We start from the raw sequence: 18,444 nt of genomic DNA, 5'->3' as shown, positions 1-18,444 counted from the left end.
GACTGCGCGGGCGAGCGGATACTCAGCCGAGGCGGAGCCGCTGGGTGACCAGTTCGGGCGGAACGGGGGTGTGCGAGATCAGCACCACGCTCCGGTCGGGGCCCGCCGCCTCTAGGAGGTCGCGCAGCAGCGTGTCGGCGCGACCCGAATCCACGTTCGCGGTCGGTTCGTCGAAGACCACGACCGGGAAGTCGGCGAGCAGCACCCGCGCGAGCGCTATGCGCTGGGCCTCACCGCCGGAGACGAGGGCCCCGCGCTCGCCGAGCCGCGCAGAAAGCCCGCCGCGTGCGGCCGACCACTCTGCCAGCCCGACCCGGGCCAGCACTGCCAGAAGCTCGTCATCAGTGGCGGTTTCGCGGGCGAATAGCAGGTTCTGCCGCAGATTGGCGTCGAACAGGTACGGAACCTGTTCGCAGAGCCCGATCACCGTGCGAACCTCCTCCGGCGCGAGCTCGCGCACGTCGACGCCGCCGATCGTCACCGAGCCCTCGTGCTCCAGAAACCGCACCAGAACGTGCGCGAGCGTCGTCTTGCCACTCCCGCTCGGCCCCTCGACGAGCAGCCGCTCCCCGGGCCGAACGGTGACGCTGACCGACCGCAGCGCAGGCTCCGGCGCCGGCAGCAGTGCCTCGGCGAGCCCCTGTCTGTCATGCGGGCCGTGCAGAACCGGCCACGTGGCCGATACATCGACGAGACGGATGATCGGAGGTACGCCGCCGGGCGACGCCCAGACAGGTGGAGCCGAGGCTGTCAGCGCGTCGAGCACCCCCGAGGCAGGGAGCTGCGGCGGCAGCGCATCGGGGAGCGCCGAAGCCACCCGCGAGGCGCTCGCGTACACCTGGCGCCAGGCACCCGCGGCGAGCGGAACCGCCGCGAACACCTCGAACACGGCTATCGGCACGAGCACCACGATCGCGAGGAGCGGCCCGGAGAACGTGTGCCCCGCAAGAAGCGGCCCCGAGAAAGCCGTCGCGCCGAGAGGCTGCCCGCCGAGGGCGGTGCCGAGCGCAGTGCCTAGCGCAGGCACGCCTGCCACCAGCGCTGCGACCGTCGCCAGGCCCGCGAGCAGCGAGACCACGGCAGCCGTGGCCCCCGCTCCGGCAGCACGGCGGGACGCAGACCGGGTGAGCCGCGCATCGGTTTCGGCGAGGTGGAGGAGCCGGGCATCCGTCGCCCCGAAGGCCGCCAGAACATCGAGGTTCTGCACGAAGTCGAGCGTCTCGTCGGCGAACGACCCGCGCAACGGAGCGAGTTCGCGCTCAGCGCGGGCGGCGATGCGTGTGTCGATCCACGTGCCGAGCACGAGTGCGATCACCAGGGTCGCAGCCAGCGCGATCGCGGCGGCGGGCAGGAGCAGCCAGACACCGACGACGGCGAGAACCGCCACGAGCAGCGAGGTCAGCAGCGGCTGCACGACTTTGAGCGAGAGGTTCTGCAGATCATCCACGTCACCGACGAGGCGGGCGAGCAGGTCGCCGCGGCGGGTGGCGGCGAGTCCGTCGGGGGCGAGCGGGATGATGCGTTCGTAGATCGCGACCCGGAGCGACGCGAGGGCGCGGAAGGCTGCACCGTGACCGGCGAGTCGATCAAGATAGCGGAACGTGGCGCGGGCCAGGGCGAATGCGCGCACACCCACGACGGCGATCGACAGGTACAGGATGGGCGGCTGTTCCGCCGCGCGCGCGATGAGATACGCAGAGGTGCCGAGGAGCGCCACGGTCGACAGCGCGCTGAGCAGCCCGAACGCGAGTGCCGGCGCGAACGCCCGAGGCGACGGCTGCGCCAGACGCAGTACCTCCGTGGCCCGCATCAGCGAACCGCCCCGGTGGAGCGGATGGCGGACAGGGCGGCGGTGGCGGAGCTGGGCTCGGCGGCGAGCGCGGGCGCCGCGAGCTCGAGCAGCTGGTCGGCCGCGAGCCGGAACGCGTCGCGGTGCGACACGACGAGCACGGCAACCCCGCCCGCCGCGAGCGCGCGCACGCCCGCGATGAGCCGGGCCTCGGTCGCCGCATCGAGCGCCGAGCTGGGTTCGTCGAGGAGGAGCACACCGCAGTCCCGCTCGAGCAGGCGGTACACGGCGCGCGCCACAGCGACTCGCTGGGCCTGTCCGACCGAGAGTCCGGCGCCGTTCACACCGAGCACGATCGCCGAATCGATGTCGTCGGCGGCCGCCAGCGCGAGGGCGCGCTCGACGAGAGCCCGCGATGGATCTTCGCTGCCGAGCGTCAGATTGTCGAACACGGTGCCTGCCAGGAGTGACGGACGCTGCCCCGCCCACGCGATCGGCGCCGCGTCGATGGTGCCCGAGAAGGGCACGAACCCGAGCATGGCGCCGACGATGCTCGACTTCCCCGCGCCGCTCGGGCCCGCGAGCACGGTGAGCGTTCCCGGCCGCAACTCCGCTGAGAAGTCCTGCACGGCGAACCGCGCATCATCGAGAGGACCATGACTGACCCACAGACGCGTAATCGCAGCACCGTGCGTCCTCTCGCCGAGCGCGGAGGCGACGCGGGCAGCCGCGGGGGCGGGATCCGCGGCAGCGGGGTCCGCGGAAAGTACCTCGAAGACCGCATCCGTCGCCGCCACCCCGTCCGCAGCCGCGTGGAACGCCGCCCCCACCTGCCGCAGCGGCAGGAACGCCTCGGGCGCCAGCATCAGCACGAACAGCCCCACACCGAGCCCCAGGTCTCCTCCCACCAACCGCAACCCGATCGACACCGCCACCAGCGCAACCGACAGGCTCGCGGCCAGCTCCAGCGCGAATCCGCTGAGAAAGGACAGCCGCAGCACCTTCATGGTGCTGACGCGGTACTGATCGGTCACGGCCCGGATGCGCCCCACCTGGCGCTTCTCGCGCCCGAACACCTTAAGCGTCGACAGCCCCTCCACGACGTCGAGGAACCCTGACGACAACGCCCCGAGCTTCTCCCACTGCGCGGCCTGCAGCGCCTGGGTCGCCCAGCCGATCAGCACCATGAACACCGGGATGAGCGGAAGCGTCAGTACGACGATGACGCCGCTGGTGAGGTCGGCGACCAGCATCACCACCACCAGAACGGGAGTCGCGATCGCGGTGAGAATGAGCTGCGGCAGGTACTTGGCGAAGTAGGTGTCCAGAGCATCCAGCCCCGTCGTCACCATCGTGCTGACCCGCACGCTGCTCCGACCGGCCAGCCACCCGGGCCCGAGCCGCGCCACCGAGGCCAGCACCTTCCGCCGCAGCTCGCTCTTGACGATCGCCGAACCGCGCGCCGCGTTGACCTCCATCAGCCAGACGATCGCCGAGCGCAGCACGATCACTCCGACCAGCGCGGCGAGCGACGGCACCAGCATCGAAAGAGACGCCCCACCGATCGCGGCCACGACGGTCGAACTCACGAGCCAGGCGAATCCCACGATGCAGGCGGTCTGCAGGGCGGCGAGAACCCCTCCGAGCCCGAAGAACAGGCGGGCGGATGCCGCGTACCGCAGCCTCGCATCGACGGGTTTCACGCTGAGACCGGCCCGGGCGCACTTGCGTCAGCCGCGACATCCGGAGCTTCACCGGTGATCGTCGACCGACTGACGCGCCTGCGGAAGACCCAGTATGTGAACGCCTGGTACGCCAGAATCAGCGGCACGAACACCAGTGCCACCCAGCTCATCAGTGTGAGCGTGTACCCCGACGACGACGAGTTCGCGATCGTCAGGCTGTGGGCGGGGTCGTTCGTCGCAGGCATCACATCGGGGAACAGCGACAGGAACAGCGACGCGACAGCGACGGCGATCGTTGCAGCCATGAGCGTGAAGGCCCAGCCCTCCGCTTTGCGCTGGTTCGCGAGCCAGGCGCCCACGAGTGTGACCGCTGCGACGGCCGACAGGATGCCCGAGAGCACCGACCCGAACGACACCGTCGTCCAGACGAGGAACCCGGCGGCGACCACGATCGTGACAAGCCCCGCACGGCCCGCCAGCAACCGCGCCCGTTCCCGGATCGGACCTGTCGTCTTCAGCGACACGAACACGACGCCGTGGGTGAAGAAGAGCAGCAGAGTGGTGAGCCCACCGAGCACGGCGTAGGGCGAGAAGAGGTCCACCACACTGCCGGTGAAGTTGAACCCGGCGTCGAGGGGCACGCCCCGTACGACGTTCGCGAACACCAGGCCCCAGAGGAAGGCGGGCACGGCCGAGCCGACCACGATCATCCGGTCGAAGCGTCTCTTCCAGACCAGCTCCGGGCGCTGGTGCCGGTACTCGAAGGAGACGCCGCGCAGGATGAGCGCCAGGAGAATGGCGAGGAACACCAGGTAGAAGCCGCTGAACAGCGTTGCGTACCACTCCGGGAAGGCCGCGAACATGGCGGCGCCCGCGACGATGACCCAGGTCTCGTTGAGGTCCCAGATCGGTCCGATGGTGTTGATCAGCACACGCCGGTCGACGTCATTCGGCCCGCGCGAGTCGCGGCCGAGGAAGGGCAGCGACATGCCGACACCGAAGTCGAAGCCGTCGAGCACGAAGTAGCCGATGAAGAAGAAGGCCAGCAGGCCGAACCAGAGGGTGGGGAGGTCCATGTCTAGTACACCGTCGCTTCGTGCCTGATCTCGCCCGACTCGGCATCCGGCACCGGCGCGTCGTCGGGCCCCTTCTGAACGGCCTTCTTGATCAGCCGGAACTCGACCACGGCGAGCGTGCCGTAGATCAGCGTGAAGGCGACCAGGGAGATGAGCACCTCGAGACCGGTCGTGTTGGGCGAGACGGCGTCAGACGTTTTGAGCAGACTGAACACGATCCACGGCTGCCGGCCCATCTCGGTGAAGACCCAACCCATGATCATCGCCGCGAGCGGAAGCGGCATCGACCAGATGGCGACCCGCCAGATCCAGCGCTTGGTGGGCATCCGCCCCTTGCGGGTGAACCAGAGGCCGCCGACCGAGATCAGGATGGCGAGAACCCCGAACGCGATCATGTACCGGAACGCCCAGTAGGTGACCCAGATGGTCGGTGTGTAGTCGCCCGGGCCGTACAACTGCGTGTACTGGGCCTGAAGATCGTTGATGCCCTCTACAGTGCCGTCGAAGGTGTGGGTCGACAGGAACGACAGCAGGTACGGAATGCGGATCGAGAACAGCTCGCTCACCCCGTCGGGTGTACCGAGCGTGAACACCGAGAACGATGCGTTCGCGCCCGTCGAGGTGTTGTAGAGCGCCTCGGCCGCTGCCATCTTCATCGGCTGCGTCGACACCATGGCGAGCCCGAGCTGGTCTCCCGAGAGCACGGTGAGCGTCCCGGCGACCACCATCATCCAGAGCCCGAACCTCAGCGCCGGGCGCATCGTCTCGAGGTGCTGGTTGCGTGAAAGGTGCCAGGTGGCGGCGCACACGATCAGAGCGGCAGACACCATGAAGCAGGCGAAGATCGTGTGCGGGAAGGCAGCCAGGGCGACCTTGTTCGTCAGAAGCGCCCAGATGTCGGTGAGTTCGGCGCGACCCTTCGCCTCGTTGATCCGGTAGCCGACCGGGTTCTGCATGAAGGAGTTCGCCGCGATGATGAAATACGCGCTCAGGATGCTCGCCAGCGCGGTGACCCAGATGGTCGCGAGATGGAGCTTCTTCGGCAGGCGGTCCCAGCCGAAGATCCAGAGGCCGATGAAGGTCGCTTCGAGGAAGAACGCCAGCAGCCCCTCGAGCGCCAGCGGCGCACCGAAGACGTCGCCGACGAAGCGGGAGTAGTCCGACCAGTTCATACCGAACTGGAACTCCTGCACGATGCCGGTCACCACACCCATGGCGAAGTTGATCAGGAAGATCTTGCCGAAGAACTTCGTCAGCTGCAGGTACTTCGCCTGCCCTGTGCGAACCCACGCCGTCTGGAAGATGGCGACGGTGAGGGCCATGCCGATGGTGAGCGGCACGAAGAGAAAGTGGTAGATGGTCGTGAGCCCGAACTGCCAGCGCGACAGCAGCAGCGGGTCGAGCAGGTCGTTCACGATTCCTCCACGCGTCTTGTTCTACAGTTTGTAGAAGTTGACTTCTACCTAGTGTAGAACAGCTTTCTACCTCTCGTAGAACGCGCAGGAAAAACCCGCTAATGTAGTGGTCATGGCAACACTTGGCGATCTTGAGCGCTCGATCATGGAACGGCTCTGGCAGAGCGACGCACCCGTGACGGCCGCCGAGCTGCGTGACGAGCTGGCGCACAAGACCAGTGCCGGCAAAGACCTCGCACTGACAACCATGCTCACCGTTCTCTCGCGCCTCGAGCGCAAGGGTTTCGTCGACCGCGACCGCAAGGTGCGCCCGCACCTCTACTTCGCCGTGACCACCCGCGCCGATCACACCGCCGAGCTCCTCCAGCAGGTGCTGGGCAGCGAGCCCGACCGCGCGGCCGCGCTGGCGCGGTTCGTGGGTCAGGTCAGTCCGCAGGAGGCCGACACTTTGCGCCAGCTGCTCGAACAGCGGGCTGCGACACCCGGCGACGAGAGCTCGTCGACGTCGGCGATCCGCGCCACCCCGGCCAACTGACGGCCGCGACAGCTACGCTGGGCGCGTGCTTTTCGCCTCTCTGACCCTTGCCGCGCTCGCGGTCATTCTGGCGTGGCCGGTTCCCGTTCTGCTCGCCAGGGCGCACTGGCCATCGCGCTCCCCCGGTGTTGCGCTGCTGCTCTGGCAGTCCATCGCCCTCACCGGTGGCCTGTCGATGATCGGGTCACTCGTGACGTTCGGGCTCATCCCGTTCGGCGGCAGCATCATCAGCGGGCTGCTCGACCTGCCGCCCCTGCTCTTCGCCGGCGCACTACCCCCCGGGGTCGGCCTCATCCACGTTTTCGCTCTGTCGAGCGCTGCCCTCCTCGCGGCTCATCTCGTGCTGAACCTCATCGTCACGATCGTGCGCACGGAACGCCAGCGCCGCCGACACCGTTCGCTTGTCGACCTGCTGAGTACGCCCCTGGTCGGCCGGCCCGGTACGCTCATCCTCGATTCACCCGCGCCGGTGGCCTACTGCCTGCCGGGCGCCCGCACCGTCACGGTGCTCTCTGAAGGCCTGGTCTCGCTGCTCGACGCCGACCAGCTCGAGGCGGTCATCGCGCATGAACGCGCTCACCTGCAGCAGCAGCACCACATTCTGCTCGTCGCCTTCGAGTCGTGGCGCGGCTCATTACCGTGGTTCCCGATCGCGACGCTCGCACAGGTCGCCGTCTCACTGCTGATCGAGATGCTGGCGGATGACCAGAGCCGTCGTTCCACCGACAACACGACCCTCGCCGAAGCGATCGCGCTGGTCGGTTCGGCCGAAACGCAGAACATCGTGCGCCGCGGTTCCTCCGCGGTCGCGGTGACCGATCCGGCACCCCCCGCGGTTCTGGTGCGCATGCGACGACTCACCAACCCGGAGCCGCAGCTGACGCTCGCCGCCCGCACGGGCATCCTGGGCCTCGCTGCGCTCCTGCTGGCGTTTCCGGTCGTGCTGCTCTTCACGTCGTAGCACGACCGGAAACCGCCGTCACAGGATGCTCTAGAAGAGCTTCTTGCCGTCGAGCCATTCCTTCGCGATGTCGGCCGAAGACTTCTGGTCGGTCGTGCTCTCACCGTTCATCTTCACGAGATCTTCAGTGGTCAGCGCGGCGTCGACCTTGTTGATCACGTCGGTCACCTCGGGGGTCGCGGCGTCTTTGTTGATCAGCGGTACGACGTTCGACGCGAGGAACAGGTTCTTCGGGTCGGTGAGCGTCACGAGGTTGTTCTCGCCGATGCTCGGGTCGGCGCTGTAGATGTTCGCGACCTGGATGGTGTTGTCGAGCAGGGCCTTCAGCGTGAGCGGGCCGGCGGAGTCATCGATCGGCGTGAAGCCGACCGTGACGTTGTAGGTGCTGAGCAGCCCGGGAGGGCCGTAGGGGCGGGTCGCGAGTTCGGCGTTACCGCCGAGTGTGACGTTCGACACTTTGGCCAGATCGGCGATGCTCGTCACGCCGTTGGCGTCGGCGAACGCCTTGGTGACGTTGTAGGAGTCCTGGTCGGCTGCGGCGGACTGCTCGAGAACTTCGAGGTTCGCGGGCACGGCCGTCTTCAGTGCGGCATAGACATCGTCGGCCGAGACCGCGGCGGTGGACTTGTCATAGAACTGCAGCAGGTTTCCGGAGTACTCCGGGAAGAGGGTGACCTCTCCGCTGGCGAGAGCGGGCAGGTACGCGTCGCGCTGGCCGATGTTGAACTTGCGGGTCACGGTCTGGCCATTGGCCTCAAGTGCCTGAGCGTAGATCTCCGCAATGATCTCATTCGAGTAGTACGACTGCGAGCCGATGACGATGGTGCCCGCCGCGGCCGAGCCGGTCGAGGTCGAGCCCGCGTCGAGCGGACTGCTCCCTGACGAACACCCTGCCAGTGCGACTGCCGCACTGACCGCGATAACGCCGAGGGCGGCGATACGGCCTTTCTTCAATGCTGTGAACATGCTATTTCCCTTCTTGGATGGGGGATCCCACCACCGCGCGCGGCCGGAGTGGCCGAGAGCGGACGTCTGATATTCGACCCGCGGTGACACCGCGTGGCACGAACAACCGCTGCAGCAGGGCGAATATGCCCTCCAGCAGCAGTGCGAGCACGGTGACGATGATCGAGGCGCCGATGAGCTCGGCGTAATCGCGGGTCTTGAGGCCGTCGTTGATGAACACGCCGAGTGCGCCGCCACTGGCGAAGTAGGCGAGTGTCGCCGTCGCGACGACCTGCAGCACACCCGAACGGATTCCGCCGATCAACAGGGGCAGGCCGAGTGGAAGCTCCACCTTCGTGAGCACCTGCCATTCGGTCATCCCCTGCGCGCGAGCAGCGTCGACGGTGCGCCTGTCGACGGCCTCGACCCCGGCGTAGGCGCCCGAGAGCAGGGAGGGGATGGCGAGGATGACGAACGCGAGCAGCGGCGCCTTGAACCCGATCCCGATCGCCAGCGCGAAGATGATCAGCAGGCCGAGGCTCGGCAGCGCGCGCAATCCGCCCGAGGTGAGCACGGCCACGTCGCGGCCGCGGCCGGTGTGGCCGATCCACAGGCCGAGCGGAATGGCGATGATCGCGGCCAGCGCCACCGCGCCGAAGGTGTACGAGAGCTGCTCGCCGATGCGCACCCAGATGCCGCCGGGGCCGTTCAGGTGGGCAGGATCGAAGATCCACGCGATCCCGTCGAGAAAGAGGTTCACGAGGTCACCGTCCCCGTGAGGGCGCGCTCGGCTGTGCGGCGCCTGGTCTGGCGGGCCGACGGATCGGCCTTCGCCCACGGCAGCAGGATACGGCCGACCGCCACGAGGATCAGGTCGAACACGATGGCGATGACGAGGGTCGCGACGATGCCGCTGATGACCTCTGCGACGATGTTGCGCTGAAGCCCGTTCAGGAACAGGTAGCCGAGGCTCGAGACGCCGATCACCGAACCGATGCTCACCAGGCTCACCGTACTCACCGAGACCACGCGGAGACCGGCGAGCAGCACAGGACCGGCGAGAGGGAACTCCACCTGCCAGAACCCCTGCCACCCCGAGTAGCCCATGGCGGTGGCCGCCTGGCGTACACCGGAATCGACGGCGGCCAGAGCATCCGCCACCGAACGCACCATGAGCGCAACGGCGTAGATGGTGAGGCCGACGACGACATTGACGGGGTCGAGGATGCCGGTGCCGAGAATCGCGGGAAGCGCGATGAACAACGGCAGCGAGGGCACCGTGTAGAGCAGCCCGCTGATCGTGAGCAGAACGCCACGGGAGGCGTGGTAGCGGTTGGCGACCCAGCCGATGGGGATCGAGATCAGGAAACCCAGGATGATCGGGGGCACGGCCAGGGCGATGTGGTCGAGCGTGAGGCTCCAGATGAGCCCGAGGTTGTTGACGACCCAATTCATGCGAGTGACCTCTTCAGCGCGGCCCAGTTCTGCACGAGGCCGTTCGCGGCACTGGCGGTCACGACTGCAGCACCCCGGTCGGGCGACCGTCTTCGTCGACCACGACGCTGCGGCCGTTGACGACCTCGACCCGCAGGGCGCGTCGACCGCGATCTGCGCCGATGAACGTCGCGACGAAGTCACTGGCCGGCTTCGAGAGGATGTCGGCGGGCGTGCCCGCCTGCGCGATGCGGCCGCCCTTCTCAAGCAGCACGACCTGGTCGCCCAGGAGAAACGCCTCGTCGATGTCGTGCGTCACGAACACGATGGTCTTGCCGAGTTCGCGCTGGATGCGCACCAGCTCCTGCTGCAGCTCGGCCCGCACGATCGGGTCGACGGCGCCGAAGGGTTCGTCCATCAGGAGGATGTTCGGATCGGCCGCGAGGCCGCGGGCCACACCGACGCGCTGCTGCTGACCCCCTGACAGCTGGCTGGGGTACCGCTCGGCCAGTTGCCGGTCGAGCCCCACGGTGTCGAGCAGCGTGAGCGCCGCCTCACGGGCGTCGGCCTTCTTCACCCCGTTCAGCATCGGGACGGTGGCGACGTTGTCGACCACTTTGCGATGCGGCAGCAGGCCCGAGTTCTGCATGACGTAACCGATGCTGCGCCGCAGTTTCACGGGGTTGAGAGAGTAGATGTCCTCGCCATCGATCTCGATGTCGCCCGACGTCTTGTCGACCATCCGGTTGATCATGCGGAGGATCGTCGTCTTGCCCGACCCCGACGATCCGACGAGAACCGTGGTCTGACGCGCAGGGATGACCAGATCGAGTGCGTCGACCGCCACCGTTCCGTCGGGGAACTGCTTCGTCACCGTGCGGAATTCGATCACGCAGATCTCCAGTCGTGAGGTTGAGAGCTAAGCCAAACACCGAAACCGTGAATTGGCAAAGCACGCCGTTGCGCTTGACACAGTGTGACGCAACCCTCCGACAGGCGGAGCAGACCTACTTCTTCGAGGCGGCCTTGGCCGGCTTCTCGCTGAACGATGCGAGGTAGGTCGAGACGATCGAGCGTGCCTCGGTGATGATCCTGTCGTCGCCGTCTTTCTCGCTCACGAAGGCGCGCACCAGGAGCGCATCCATCATGTTGACGGTCATCTCGAGGTGCAGGGTGAGTTCGGCCGTCGAGTCGAGGCCGAAGTCCTGGCTGATGATGGCGGCGAACGCGTTGGCGATGCGCACCGACCGGATGCCCGCCGGCTCGACATCGGGGTATGACACGAGGTCGCCGAGACGGATCGAGGTGAAGCCGACCTCGGTGCGGTGCATGGCGACCGACGTCTCGAAGGCGATCATCATCATGTCGATCCAGGTGGCGGGCTTCTCGCGCAGGATGTTCTCGCGCGTCTGCCGCAGGAAGCGGTCCATGCTGCGCAGGCTGAGGGCCGACAGCACGGCGATCCGGTCGGGGAAGTACCGGTACACCGTGCCGATCGAGGCGCCCGCCCGCTCGGCGACCATGGCCGTGGTCATGCGCTCGACGCCGACCTCTTCGACCACCTCGGCAGCAGCGTCGACCAGCGCCGAAATTCGGGTGGAACTGCGCACCTGCACGGGTTCGTTGCGTACGTTGACCATTTCGAGCAGGGTTTCATCGATGAGCTTACTGAGTGACACTTTTCTGGCCGGCCCCTTCACTATGAGCGGTGGCCGCTGGCGGGCATCACCTTCTGCTCGGAATGTTCTTGTGTAACAAGTAAGTCTCATGTTACTCGCCGTGTCTGCGTGACCAGTGACAATGGGCGCAGGTTCTTGAGAAGTTCTCCACCATCTGTCAGAAAACTGTGCTGATGGTGTCGCGAACGTAAGACTTTCTGTCGAATGGATGCTCGTGGCCAACCTCACGCCGGGTCAGACGCTCTGCAGGGACGTCTGACAGACTGATCACGTGGCAGACGAAACGGTACGATCCCCCCTTCCGGCCGCGACGCCCTGGGCCATTCCTGAGCGCATCACGCCGGAGCGCATTCTGCACCGCGCGGCCCGCATCGAGGATGCGCTGCACGAGTTCCGCGAGAACAGGGCTCGTAAACGCGGTTACGACACCACGGTCATCCCCTACACCGGCTACGGCTCGACGGCGTGGATCCGGGTGCTCGGTCGCGTGCTGCTCACCCACGACCGCAAACCGCGCCGGCGCCTGCCGATCATCGGTCGGCGCGAGGAGATGGTGCGCGGCTGGCGCAGCTTCACCTCGGTGCCCATCAACGAAGTCGATGTGAGCGTGACCGTCGGCGGCGTCGAACACCAGGTCAAGGCCGACCGGGGCGGCGTGGTCGATGCGGTCATCCCCGCGACACTCGAACCGGGCTGGCACACGATCTCACTGCGCGCCGAAGACTCCCCGATCGTCGAATCGAAGGTCTTCATCATCGCGCCCGAGACACAGTTCGGCGTGGTGAGCGACATCGACGACACCGTCATGGTGACGGCCCTCCCCCGCCCCCTGCTCGCGGCATGGAACACCTTCGTACTCGACGAGCACGCGCGCATGCCCACGCCGGGCATGGCGGTGCTGCTCGACCGGCTGGCATCGGGTCATCCCGGGTCGCCCACCATCTACCTCTCCACGGGCGCATGGAACGTGGCGCCGACCCTCAGCCGCTTTCTGTCGCGCAACCTGTACCCGTCGGGGCCCCTGCTGCTCACCGATTGGGGGCCCACCCACGACCGGCTCTTCCGCAGCGGTCGCGAACACAAGCGCGACAACCTGCATCGGCTCGCCGAGGAGTTCCCCACGATGCAGTGGCTGCTCATCGGCGACGACGGGCAGCACGACGAGGAGATCTACGGGGAGTTCGAAGAGCAGCACCCCGAGAACGTCGCGGCGATCGCCATCCGGCAGCTCTCCCCGAGCGAGGCGGTGCTCGCCGGTGGTCGTTCGAAGTCTGAGTCGATGAGCGAGAAGTCCGACGCGCTCTGGGTGTACGCCCCCGACGGTTCGGGGCTGGCGAAACAGCTCCACGCGGCCGACCTGCTGTAGTCGCTGCGCCGGAGTGGCCACATGAACAAGCAGCAGGCAGTACAACTAGCCCGGCTGAGGCTGGCTAACCAGCACATCCAACAGCCACCCGCCCTCGACCCGACCGGTGTCGTGCGGTTCATGACCGCGATGCAGGCGCAAGACCTTCCCGGAGCGAAAAGGTCGATCGCCCTGCGCTCCCCCGGCGCCACGCTCGCCACCGTCGACGACGAGTTGAACTCCGGCGCGGTCGTGCGTTCGTGGCCCTTCCGCGGAACCCTGCACTTCGTCGTCGCCGAAGACCTCGAATGGATGCTCGACCTCACCGCCACGCGCACGGTGACCGGCGCGGCCACCCGTCACCGGCAGCTCGGACTGGACTCCGACACGTTCGAAAAGGCCCGCGCCGTGGCAATCGCTAGCCTGGAGGGCGGTCGGTCGCTGGTTCGCGACGCGCTCTTCGCCGAGTTCCGGGTGCACGGAATCGATACGACGAGCAACCGCGGCTCGCACCTGCTGTGGTACCTCAGCCACACCAAGACGCTGTGCTTCGGGCCCATGGTGGGCGGGGCGCAGGCTCTGGTGCTGCTCGAGGAGTGGGTCGAGCATCCGCGTCGCCTCTCGCACGACGAGGGCGCGCGGGAGCTCACCCTGCGGTACTTCACCAGCCACGGTCCGGCAACGCTGAGGGACTTTCTGTGGTGGTCGAACCTGCTCACGGGCGACGCCCGGTTGGGGCTGGACGCCGCCCGCGACAACCTCGAATCGCTGGTCGTCGACGGTGCGGAGTACTGGATGCCCGCCGGCACGCTCGCGCAGCCCCCACTGCGAGCGGTAGTGCAGCTGCTGCCGGGCTTCGACGAATACCTGCTGGGTTATGCGAACCGCACCGCGGTGCTTGCTCCGGAGTACTGGGAGCGGATCGTTCCGGGCAACAACGGTATGTTCATGCCGACCATTGTGGCCGGCGGCCGCATCGTCGGAACCTGGTCCCGCAGGGCGTCGCCGAAACGGGTCGCAGTGCTGCCGCAGCCCTTCGAGCCTCTGTCGGCGGCGCAACAGCGGGGTGCTGCGCGTGCGGCTGACCGCTACGCGGCCTATCTCGGCGTGCCCCTCGCACCGTAGAGGCGCGCTGAGGCGCCTCGAGCCGCGACCCGCGGGGACAGGTCAGGTGGCAGGGGTGGGCGCACTTGCGGCGGTGGGCTTGGTCGGGCTGCCGCGCCCTGCGGGCTTGCCGGGGATGGATGGGGTGGGGTGGGCGGATGGTGGGGTAAACGGCTGGATATGAGCACAGTACGGTGCGCGGATGGCTGGGCCGGATGGCCGGGAGCACGCGACGCGATGCTCGGGCGTGCTGTGGGTGTGGGCTCGCTGCGCGCGCCGGGTTAGCCGGTTTGTGGGAGTGGGCGGGCGCGGTTTTGTTGGCAGGGTCTGGGGGTTTGGGTCCAGTCGAGCCAGTCGGGTGGGATGAGGTGCGGGGTGCCGTTTTGCATGACCAGTTTCCATTTTGTTTTGTGTACATGGGAGTGGTGGAAGTGGCAGAGGAGTGCGCCGTTGTCGAGGTCGGTGCGGCCGGGTTGGTGGTCTTTCGTTTGCCAGCCTTCGACGTGGTGTGATTCGCACCAGGATGGTGGTGCTTCGCAGGAGGGCCAGACGCATCCGCCGTCGCGGGCGGCCAACGCACGGTTTTGCGCGGCGGTAAAGAGACGCTTCGTTTTGCCGTGCTGTAACACCTGCCCGTGCTCACCGAACAGGGTGGTGATGACATCGGAGTGGCAGAGCAGGGTTTCGATCGTGCTCGCGGGAACGGGTTCGGTGAGGCCGTCGATCCAGCCGATACCGCGACCGGAGGTGATGTCGTCGAGGGTGGCGTGCACGTTCACGGTGGGGGCTGCCCCGTTCAGGCGCGGCATCGACGGCAGGCCTGCTGCGGTGGTGACGAGTTGGAGGAGGCCGTCGGCGAGTTTCTGACCCCGAGTGCGGGTGTCGCGGAGTAGCGGGTCGACCGAGTCGTCGTCGGGGGCGGTCAGATCGCCGGTGCCGGTGCCGGTGCCGGTGGTGTCTGTGAAGGTGGGGATGCGGGGGCTCGTGAACGGCTCCAACGCTGCCCGGAGGTGACCGGCGGCGGTCGGGGGGAGGAGGCCGGTGAGTTTTGTCATGCCGGTCTTCTCCGTGACCAGGGTCAGGTGGCGTCTGTCGTGCAGTTGGGCTTCGGTGGGCTCGGTGCCGTCGGGGTCGAGGTGTGCGATCATCCGTACTGCAAACCCGTCGATGTCATCGGCTGAGAAGCACTGGGCACCCGCAGAGTTCTGCGCCAGAGACACCAGTTCCGCCTCAGCCTCGATCAGAGCATCCGTGAACCCCGTCCGTTTCGCCAACCGGCCGAGCCGGGTCGTGATCACGGCCGCCGCGTCAAGACCGATCGCACCCAACCCCACCGCCTCCGCGACGTGGGAGAACGCGGGCAGGTTCGGCAGACCACACAGCGACATCGTGATCCGGAGCTTCCCCCCGACATCCATCAGCCTTTTAGCGGTCTGTTCGCTGGTGCCGGTATGGGCGATCAGGAACCGGGCAGGGTTGGAGAAGTTGGAAGCCTTCGACAACCCCTCTTCGCCGAGTTCGGGTCTGCACCGGTCAGCCACCTCCCCAGCCAATTGCAGGCGCAACGATGTGACCAACCGTTCCAGGTACTCGACCTGCACCACACCAGCCATCAACTCACCAGTGGCAAGCCCCGTGGGCGCGGCAGGAACGGCACCCGATCCGGGGTCGAGTACGCCCAACCCGATGAGCGCATCCACGCACCCCACAATCGCCGACGCCGTGTCGACTTCGGGTGGTGTGGGCGGTGGTTTCATGACTCCAGTCAAACACCAACCACTGACATTACCTCAGCAAAAACACCCCAAAACAGACCAACCCCGAAAATAGTTTCTGAGAGTTTTCGCAGCTTGGAAATCGAAGAATGCCGCCGACCCCGGGAGGGGGCCGACGGCATCCTGAAGCGTGAAAACCTACGCCTGAAGCGCGGCCTGCAGGTCGATCGTGATGGTGACGTCGTCGCCGACGAGCACTCCGCCGGCCTCGAGCGGCGCGTTCCAGCTGACACCGAAGTCGTTGCGGTTGATGACGGTCTTCGCCGTCAGACCGAGCTTGTAGTTGCCGTAGAGGTCGTTGCCGAAGCCACCGAACTCGACGTCGAACGTGACGGGCTTGGTGACGCCCTTGATGGTCAGGTCGCCGGTCACCTTGAGGTCGTCCTTCTCGGCGACGACGCTGTTCGAGACGAACGAGATCGTCGGAAACTCCGGGGCGTTGAAGAAGTCGTTGGTGCGGAGGTGTCCGTCGCGGTTCTCGTCGCCGGTGTTGATCGAGGCGACCTCGGCCGTTGCGGTCAGCTTGGTGTCGAGGGGGCTCTCACCAGTGACGAAGGTGGCGTCGAACTTCTCGAACTTGCCCTTGACCTTGCTGATGAGCAGGTGGCGAACGCTGAAAGAGACCTCGCTGTGCGAGGGGTCGATGGTCCAGGTGCCGGCTTTGTGTCCGGGGATCGTGTACGTGTCGCTCATGATGTCTTCTTCCTGATCTGGGTGAAACGTCGAAGTGAAGGAACACATCGACAATACTTGTAGATACAAACGTATCGTTCACTTCATTATTCCGCGAGAGTGACAGAGTTGACCTATGACTGATGAAACAACGCGTGTCGATTTCTGGTTCGACCCCTCGTGCCCCTGGGCCTGGATGACCAGCCGATGGGTCGACGAGGTGAGTACTCACCGCGATCTCGATGTCACCTGGCATGTCATGAGCCTCGCGATCCTCAACGAGAACAACGAGATGACGGAGGGGATGCGAGCCTTCCTGCCCCGCGCCCTCCGCTACACCCAGCTCGTCACTGCAGTGAAGGAGCTGCACGGCCAGCAGTTCGTGAAGCCGCTCTACGACGCGCTCGGCACGCGCATCCACCTCGGCCAGCGCACCGACACCGACGCGGTGATCGCCGAGGCTCTCGAAGAGGTGGGACTCCCCGCCGAACTGTCGAACGATGCTCCGGATGATCCAGAGGCCAACCCCTACCGTTTCGAGAGCGAATTGCGGGAATCGCACCGCAGCGGCATCGACCTGGTGGGCCAGGATGTCGGCACGCCCATCCTCGCTGTCGATGGGATCGCCTTCTTCGGGCCGGTCATCTCTCCTGCTCCCACAGGGGAGGTCGCACTCACGCTGTGGGACGGAATCGTCGCCGCGGCGAGCTTCGACGGGTTCTTCGAGCTGAAGCGCAGCCGCACCCGCGACCCGATCTTCAGCTGATCGGCAGCGTGGGTTTACGCCGTTTGGGCCCGGCGTCGCTTAGCGTAGGGCTATGAAACGTTCGGTGCGCCTCTTCGTCGCGGCTGCGCTGGTGCTGTCGGCGGGTGTCGCGACGAGCGCTGTGGCGCCCCTGACGGCCTCGGCCAGCATCGCCGTGCGCACCGACTACCCCAGCTGGGACGACGTGAACGCGGCCAAGGCGAACGAGGCCACGAAGGCCGCCGAGGTGCAGAACATCACGTCTCTCATCGGCGATCTGCAGCAGCAGGCGGCCGAACTCGGTGACGTCGCCATCCAGAAGGGTAACGAGTACCTGAAGGCGACTGCTGCGCTGCAGTCCGCGACCCAGGTCGCCGACACCGCCCGACAGCGCGCAGACGACGCGAGCACCAAAGCCGCCGAGGCGAAGAAGCAGTTCGCCCAGCTCACGGTGGAGCTCTATCGCTCCGGTGGCAACCAGACCGCCAACCTCTTTCTGAGCGGCGCGCAGGCCGACACCCTGCTCGACCAGCTCGGAACCCTCAGCAAGCTCACCCAGCAGTCCGCCCGCCTGAGCGCTCTCGCCACATCGACGCAGAACCTCGCAGACACGCTGAACTCGCAGGCCGGCGTCGCCGAGTCCGCGAGGGCCCAGCTGAATGACGCCGCCGAGCAGGCCGCCGCGGATGCGACCGCCGCCCAGCAGGCCGCCGACGCTGAGGTCGCAACCCAGCAGGCGCAGAGCGATGTGCTGTTCGCCCAGCTCGCGAGTCTCAAGGACACCACAGCCGCCGTCGAGCAGCAGTACCAGCTCGGAGTGGAGGCAGCCCGCCAGGCCGCCGAACTTGCCGCCGCCAAGGAGGCCGCCGCGAACGCCGGTGACGGAAACGGAAACGACAGCAGCGCCGAGGTCGGCGGCGGGTCGGGTGGCACGAGCGTGGCCGTCTCCGATCCGCAGGCCGCGAAGAACTACGCGCAGGGCCAGGTGAGTGCGCGCGGCTGGGGTTCCGACCAGTTCCAGTGCCTGCTCAACCTCTGGAATCGCGAGTCCGGCTGGCGTGCGAACGCCCTGAACGAGTCGAGCGGCGCCTACGGCATCCCGCAGTCTCTACCGGCGAGCAAGATGGCCTCCGCCGGCGCCGACTATCGCACCAACGCCGCGACGCAGATCAACTGGGGCCTCGCCTACATCACGGGCCGCTACGGCAATCCGTGCGGGGCCTGGGCGCACTCTCAGAACACCAGCCCGCACTGGTACTGAGCACAGAGGGTCTGCCCCGGGCA

The 18,444-nt window shown here is 66.9% G+C and carries 17 protein-coding genes; 6 read left to right on the top strand and 11 right to left on the bottom strand.

Going from position 1 to position 18,444, the window contains the following annotated elements:
* Positions 1 to 22: 22 nt before the first annotated feature.
* The 4 genes from cydC to B7R24_RS05830 are packed head-to-tail and all read right to left on the bottom strand — an operon-like array spanning position 23 to position 5,965.
* Complete coding sequence (cydC, locus tag B7R24_RS05845; RefSeq protein WP_116418040.1) at positions 23 to 1,810, bottom strand: thiol reductant ABC exporter subunit CydC; 1,788 nt, start codon at positions 1,808 to 1,810, stop codon at positions 23 to 25.
* Positions 1,810 to 3,492 carry a thiol reductant ABC exporter subunit CydD gene (gene cydD / locus B7R24_RS05840; protein ID WP_116418039.1) on the bottom strand — a complete coding sequence of 561 codons (1,683 nt, stop codon included), beginning with the start codon at positions 3,490 to 3,492 and terminating at the stop codon, positions 1,810 to 1,812. The genes cydC and cydD overlap by 1 nt, the downstream gene beginning before the upstream one ends.
* Entirely contained in the window at positions 3,489 to 4,550 is a 1,062-nt protein-coding gene (gene cydB, locus B7R24_RS05835) for a cytochrome d ubiquinol oxidase subunit II (RefSeq protein WP_116418038.1), read from the bottom strand. The genes cydD and cydB overlap by 4 nt, the downstream gene beginning before the upstream one ends.
* A 2-nt stretch (positions 4,551 to 4,552) precedes the next feature.
* The gene (locus B7R24_RS05830; RefSeq protein WP_116418037.1) at positions 4,553 to 5,965 is read right to left on the bottom strand and encodes a cytochrome ubiquinol oxidase subunit I; all 1,413 of its coding nucleotides are present in this window, start codon (positions 5,963 to 5,965) and stop codon (positions 4,553 to 4,555) included.
* A 112-nt stretch (positions 5,966 to 6,077) separates the two neighbouring features.
* Between B7R24_RS05830 and B7R24_RS05825 the strand changes: the two genes are divergently transcribed.
* Together B7R24_RS05825 and B7R24_RS05820 are read left to right on the top strand one after the other, a co-directional pair.
* Positions 6,078 to 6,500, top strand: coding sequence for a BlaI/MecI/CopY family transcriptional regulator (locus B7R24_RS05825; RefSeq protein WP_116418036.1), 423 nt, complete (start codon positions 6,078 to 6,080; stop codon positions 6,498 to 6,500).
* A gap of 25 nt (positions 6,501 to 6,525) precedes the next feature.
* On the top strand, positions 6,526 to 7,461 hold the full coding sequence (locus tag B7R24_RS05820) for a M56 family metallopeptidase (RefSeq protein ID WP_116418035.1): 936 nt from the start codon (positions 6,526 to 6,528) through the stop codon (positions 7,459 to 7,461).
* Positions 7,462 to 7,491: 30 nt separating this feature from the next.
* Here B7R24_RS05820 and B7R24_RS05815 read toward each other — a convergent pair whose 3' ends face one another.
* From B7R24_RS05815 to B7R24_RS05795, 5 genes are all read right to left on the bottom strand, one after another.
* Positions 7,492 to 8,427 carry an ABC transporter substrate-binding protein gene (locus B7R24_RS05815; RefSeq protein WP_116418034.1) on the bottom strand — a complete coding sequence of 312 codons (936 nt, stop codon included), beginning with the start codon at positions 8,425 to 8,427 and terminating at the stop codon, positions 7,492 to 7,494.
* A gap of 1 nt (position 8,428) precedes the next feature.
* Complete coding sequence (locus tag B7R24_RS05810) at positions 8,429 to 9,166, bottom strand: ABC transporter permease (protein ID WP_116418033.1); 738 nt, start codon at positions 9,164 to 9,166, stop codon at positions 8,429 to 8,431.
* A complete protein-coding gene (locus B7R24_RS05805) occupies positions 9,163 to 9,861 on the bottom strand; it encodes an ABC transporter permease (protein WP_116418032.1) in 699 nt (232 codons plus the stop codon). Before B7R24_RS05805 ends, B7R24_RS05810 begins: the two co-directional genes overlap by 4 nt.
* A gap of 58 nt (positions 9,862 to 9,919) precedes the next feature.
* The gene (locus B7R24_RS05800; protein WP_116418031.1) at positions 9,920 to 10,732 is read right to left on the bottom strand and encodes an ABC transporter ATP-binding protein; all 813 of its coding nucleotides are present in this window, start codon (positions 10,730 to 10,732) and stop codon (positions 9,920 to 9,922) included.
* Positions 10,733 to 10,847: 115 nt separating this feature from the next.
* Positions 10,848 to 11,519 (bottom strand): TetR family transcriptional regulator, encoded by a 672-nt coding sequence (locus tag B7R24_RS05795; RefSeq protein WP_253259292.1) that lies wholly within the window; start codon positions 11,517 to 11,519, stop codon positions 10,848 to 10,850.
* 322 nt (positions 11,520 to 11,841) lie between these two features.
* Between B7R24_RS05795 and B7R24_RS05790 the strand changes: the two genes are divergently transcribed.
* On the top strand, positions 11,842 to 12,885 hold the full coding sequence (locus B7R24_RS05790; protein WP_253259297.1) for an App1 family protein: 1,044 nt from the start codon (positions 11,842 to 11,844) through the stop codon (positions 12,883 to 12,885).
* Between the two features lie 21 nt (positions 12,886 to 12,906).
* Positions 12,907 to 13,989: a winged helix DNA-binding domain-containing protein gene (locus B7R24_RS05785; protein ID WP_116418030.1), complete on the top strand. Its 1,083-nt coding sequence runs from the start codon at positions 12,907 to 12,909 to the stop codon at positions 13,987 to 13,989.
* A gap of 260 nt (positions 13,990 to 14,249) precedes the next feature.
* Here B7R24_RS05785 and B7R24_RS05780 read toward each other — a convergent pair whose 3' ends face one another.
* Both B7R24_RS05780 and B7R24_RS05775 read right to left on the bottom strand, forming a co-directional pair.
* Entirely contained in the window at positions 14,250 to 15,725 is a 1,476-nt protein-coding gene (locus B7R24_RS05780; RefSeq protein ID WP_116418029.1) for an HNH endonuclease signature motif containing protein, read from the bottom strand.
* A gap of 156 nt (positions 15,726 to 15,881) precedes the next feature.
* Positions 15,882 to 16,436, bottom strand: a complete 555-nt coding sequence (locus tag B7R24_RS05775) for a YceI family protein (protein WP_116418028.1) — start codon at positions 16,434 to 16,436, stop codon at positions 15,882 to 15,884.
* 115 nt (positions 16,437 to 16,551) lie between these two features.
* On the opposite strand from B7R24_RS05775, the gene B7R24_RS05770 reads away from it, so the two are divergent.
* Together B7R24_RS05770 and B7R24_RS05765 are read left to right on the top strand one after the other, a co-directional pair.
* Positions 16,552 to 17,181, top strand: coding sequence for a mycothiol-dependent nitroreductase Rv2466c family protein (locus B7R24_RS05770; protein WP_116418027.1), 630 nt, complete (start codon positions 16,552 to 16,554; stop codon positions 17,179 to 17,181).
* Positions 17,182 to 17,233: 52 nt separating this feature from the next.
* Positions 17,234 to 18,421, top strand: coding sequence for a lytic transglycosylase domain-containing protein (locus tag B7R24_RS05765; protein WP_116418026.1), 1,188 nt, complete (start codon positions 17,234 to 17,236; stop codon positions 18,419 to 18,421).
* Positions 18,422 to 18,444: the final 23 nt, after the last annotated feature.

The sequence above is a fragment of the Subtercola boreus genome, assembly GCF_003399645.1.
Taxonomy (GTDB): Bacteria; Actinomycetota; Actinomycetes; order Actinomycetales; family Microbacteriaceae; genus Subtercola; species Subtercola boreus_A.
The sequence above is the reverse complement of the archived record's forward strand: the minus strand, read 5'-3'. Positions and strand labels throughout refer to the sequence as shown.

Excerpts from the sequence above, each read along its gene's own strand:
- B7R24_RS05775 (WP_116418028.1), bottom strand. The coding sequence starts at position 16,436 with ATGAGCGACACGTACACGATCCCCGGACACAAAGCCGGCACCTGGACC.
- cydB (WP_116418038.1), bottom strand. The coding sequence starts at position 4,550 with ATGGACCTCCCCACCCTCTGGTTCGGCCTGCTGGCCTTCTTCTTCATC.
- B7R24_RS05765 (WP_116418026.1), top strand. The coding sequence starts at position 17,234 with ATGAAACGTTCGGTGCGCCTCTTCGTCGCGGCTGCGCTGGTGCTGTCG.
- B7R24_RS05815 (WP_116418034.1), bottom strand. The coding sequence starts at position 8,427 with ATGTTCACAGCATTGAAGAAAGGCCGTATCGCCGCCCTCGGCGTTATC.
- B7R24_RS05805 (WP_116418032.1), bottom strand. The coding sequence starts at position 9,861 with ATGAATTGGGTCGTCAACAACCTCGGGCTCATCTGGAGCCTCACGCTC.
- B7R24_RS05825 (WP_116418036.1), top strand. The coding sequence starts at position 6,078 with ATGGCAACACTTGGCGATCTTGAGCGCTCGATCATGGAACGGCTCTGG.
- B7R24_RS05780 (WP_116418029.1), bottom strand. The coding sequence starts at position 15,725 with ATGAAACCACCGCCCACACCACCCGAAGTCGACACGGCGTCGGCGATT.
- cydC (WP_116418040.1), bottom strand. The coding sequence starts at position 1,810 with ATGCGGGCCACGGAGGTACTGCGTCTGGCGCAGCCGTCGCCTCGGGCG.
- B7R24_RS05770 (WP_116418027.1), top strand. The coding sequence starts at position 16,552 with ATGACTGATGAAACAACGCGTGTCGATTTCTGGTTCGACCCCTCGTGC.
- B7R24_RS05785 (WP_116418030.1), top strand. The coding sequence starts at position 12,907 with ATGAACAAGCAGCAGGCAGTACAACTAGCCCGGCTGAGGCTGGCTAAC.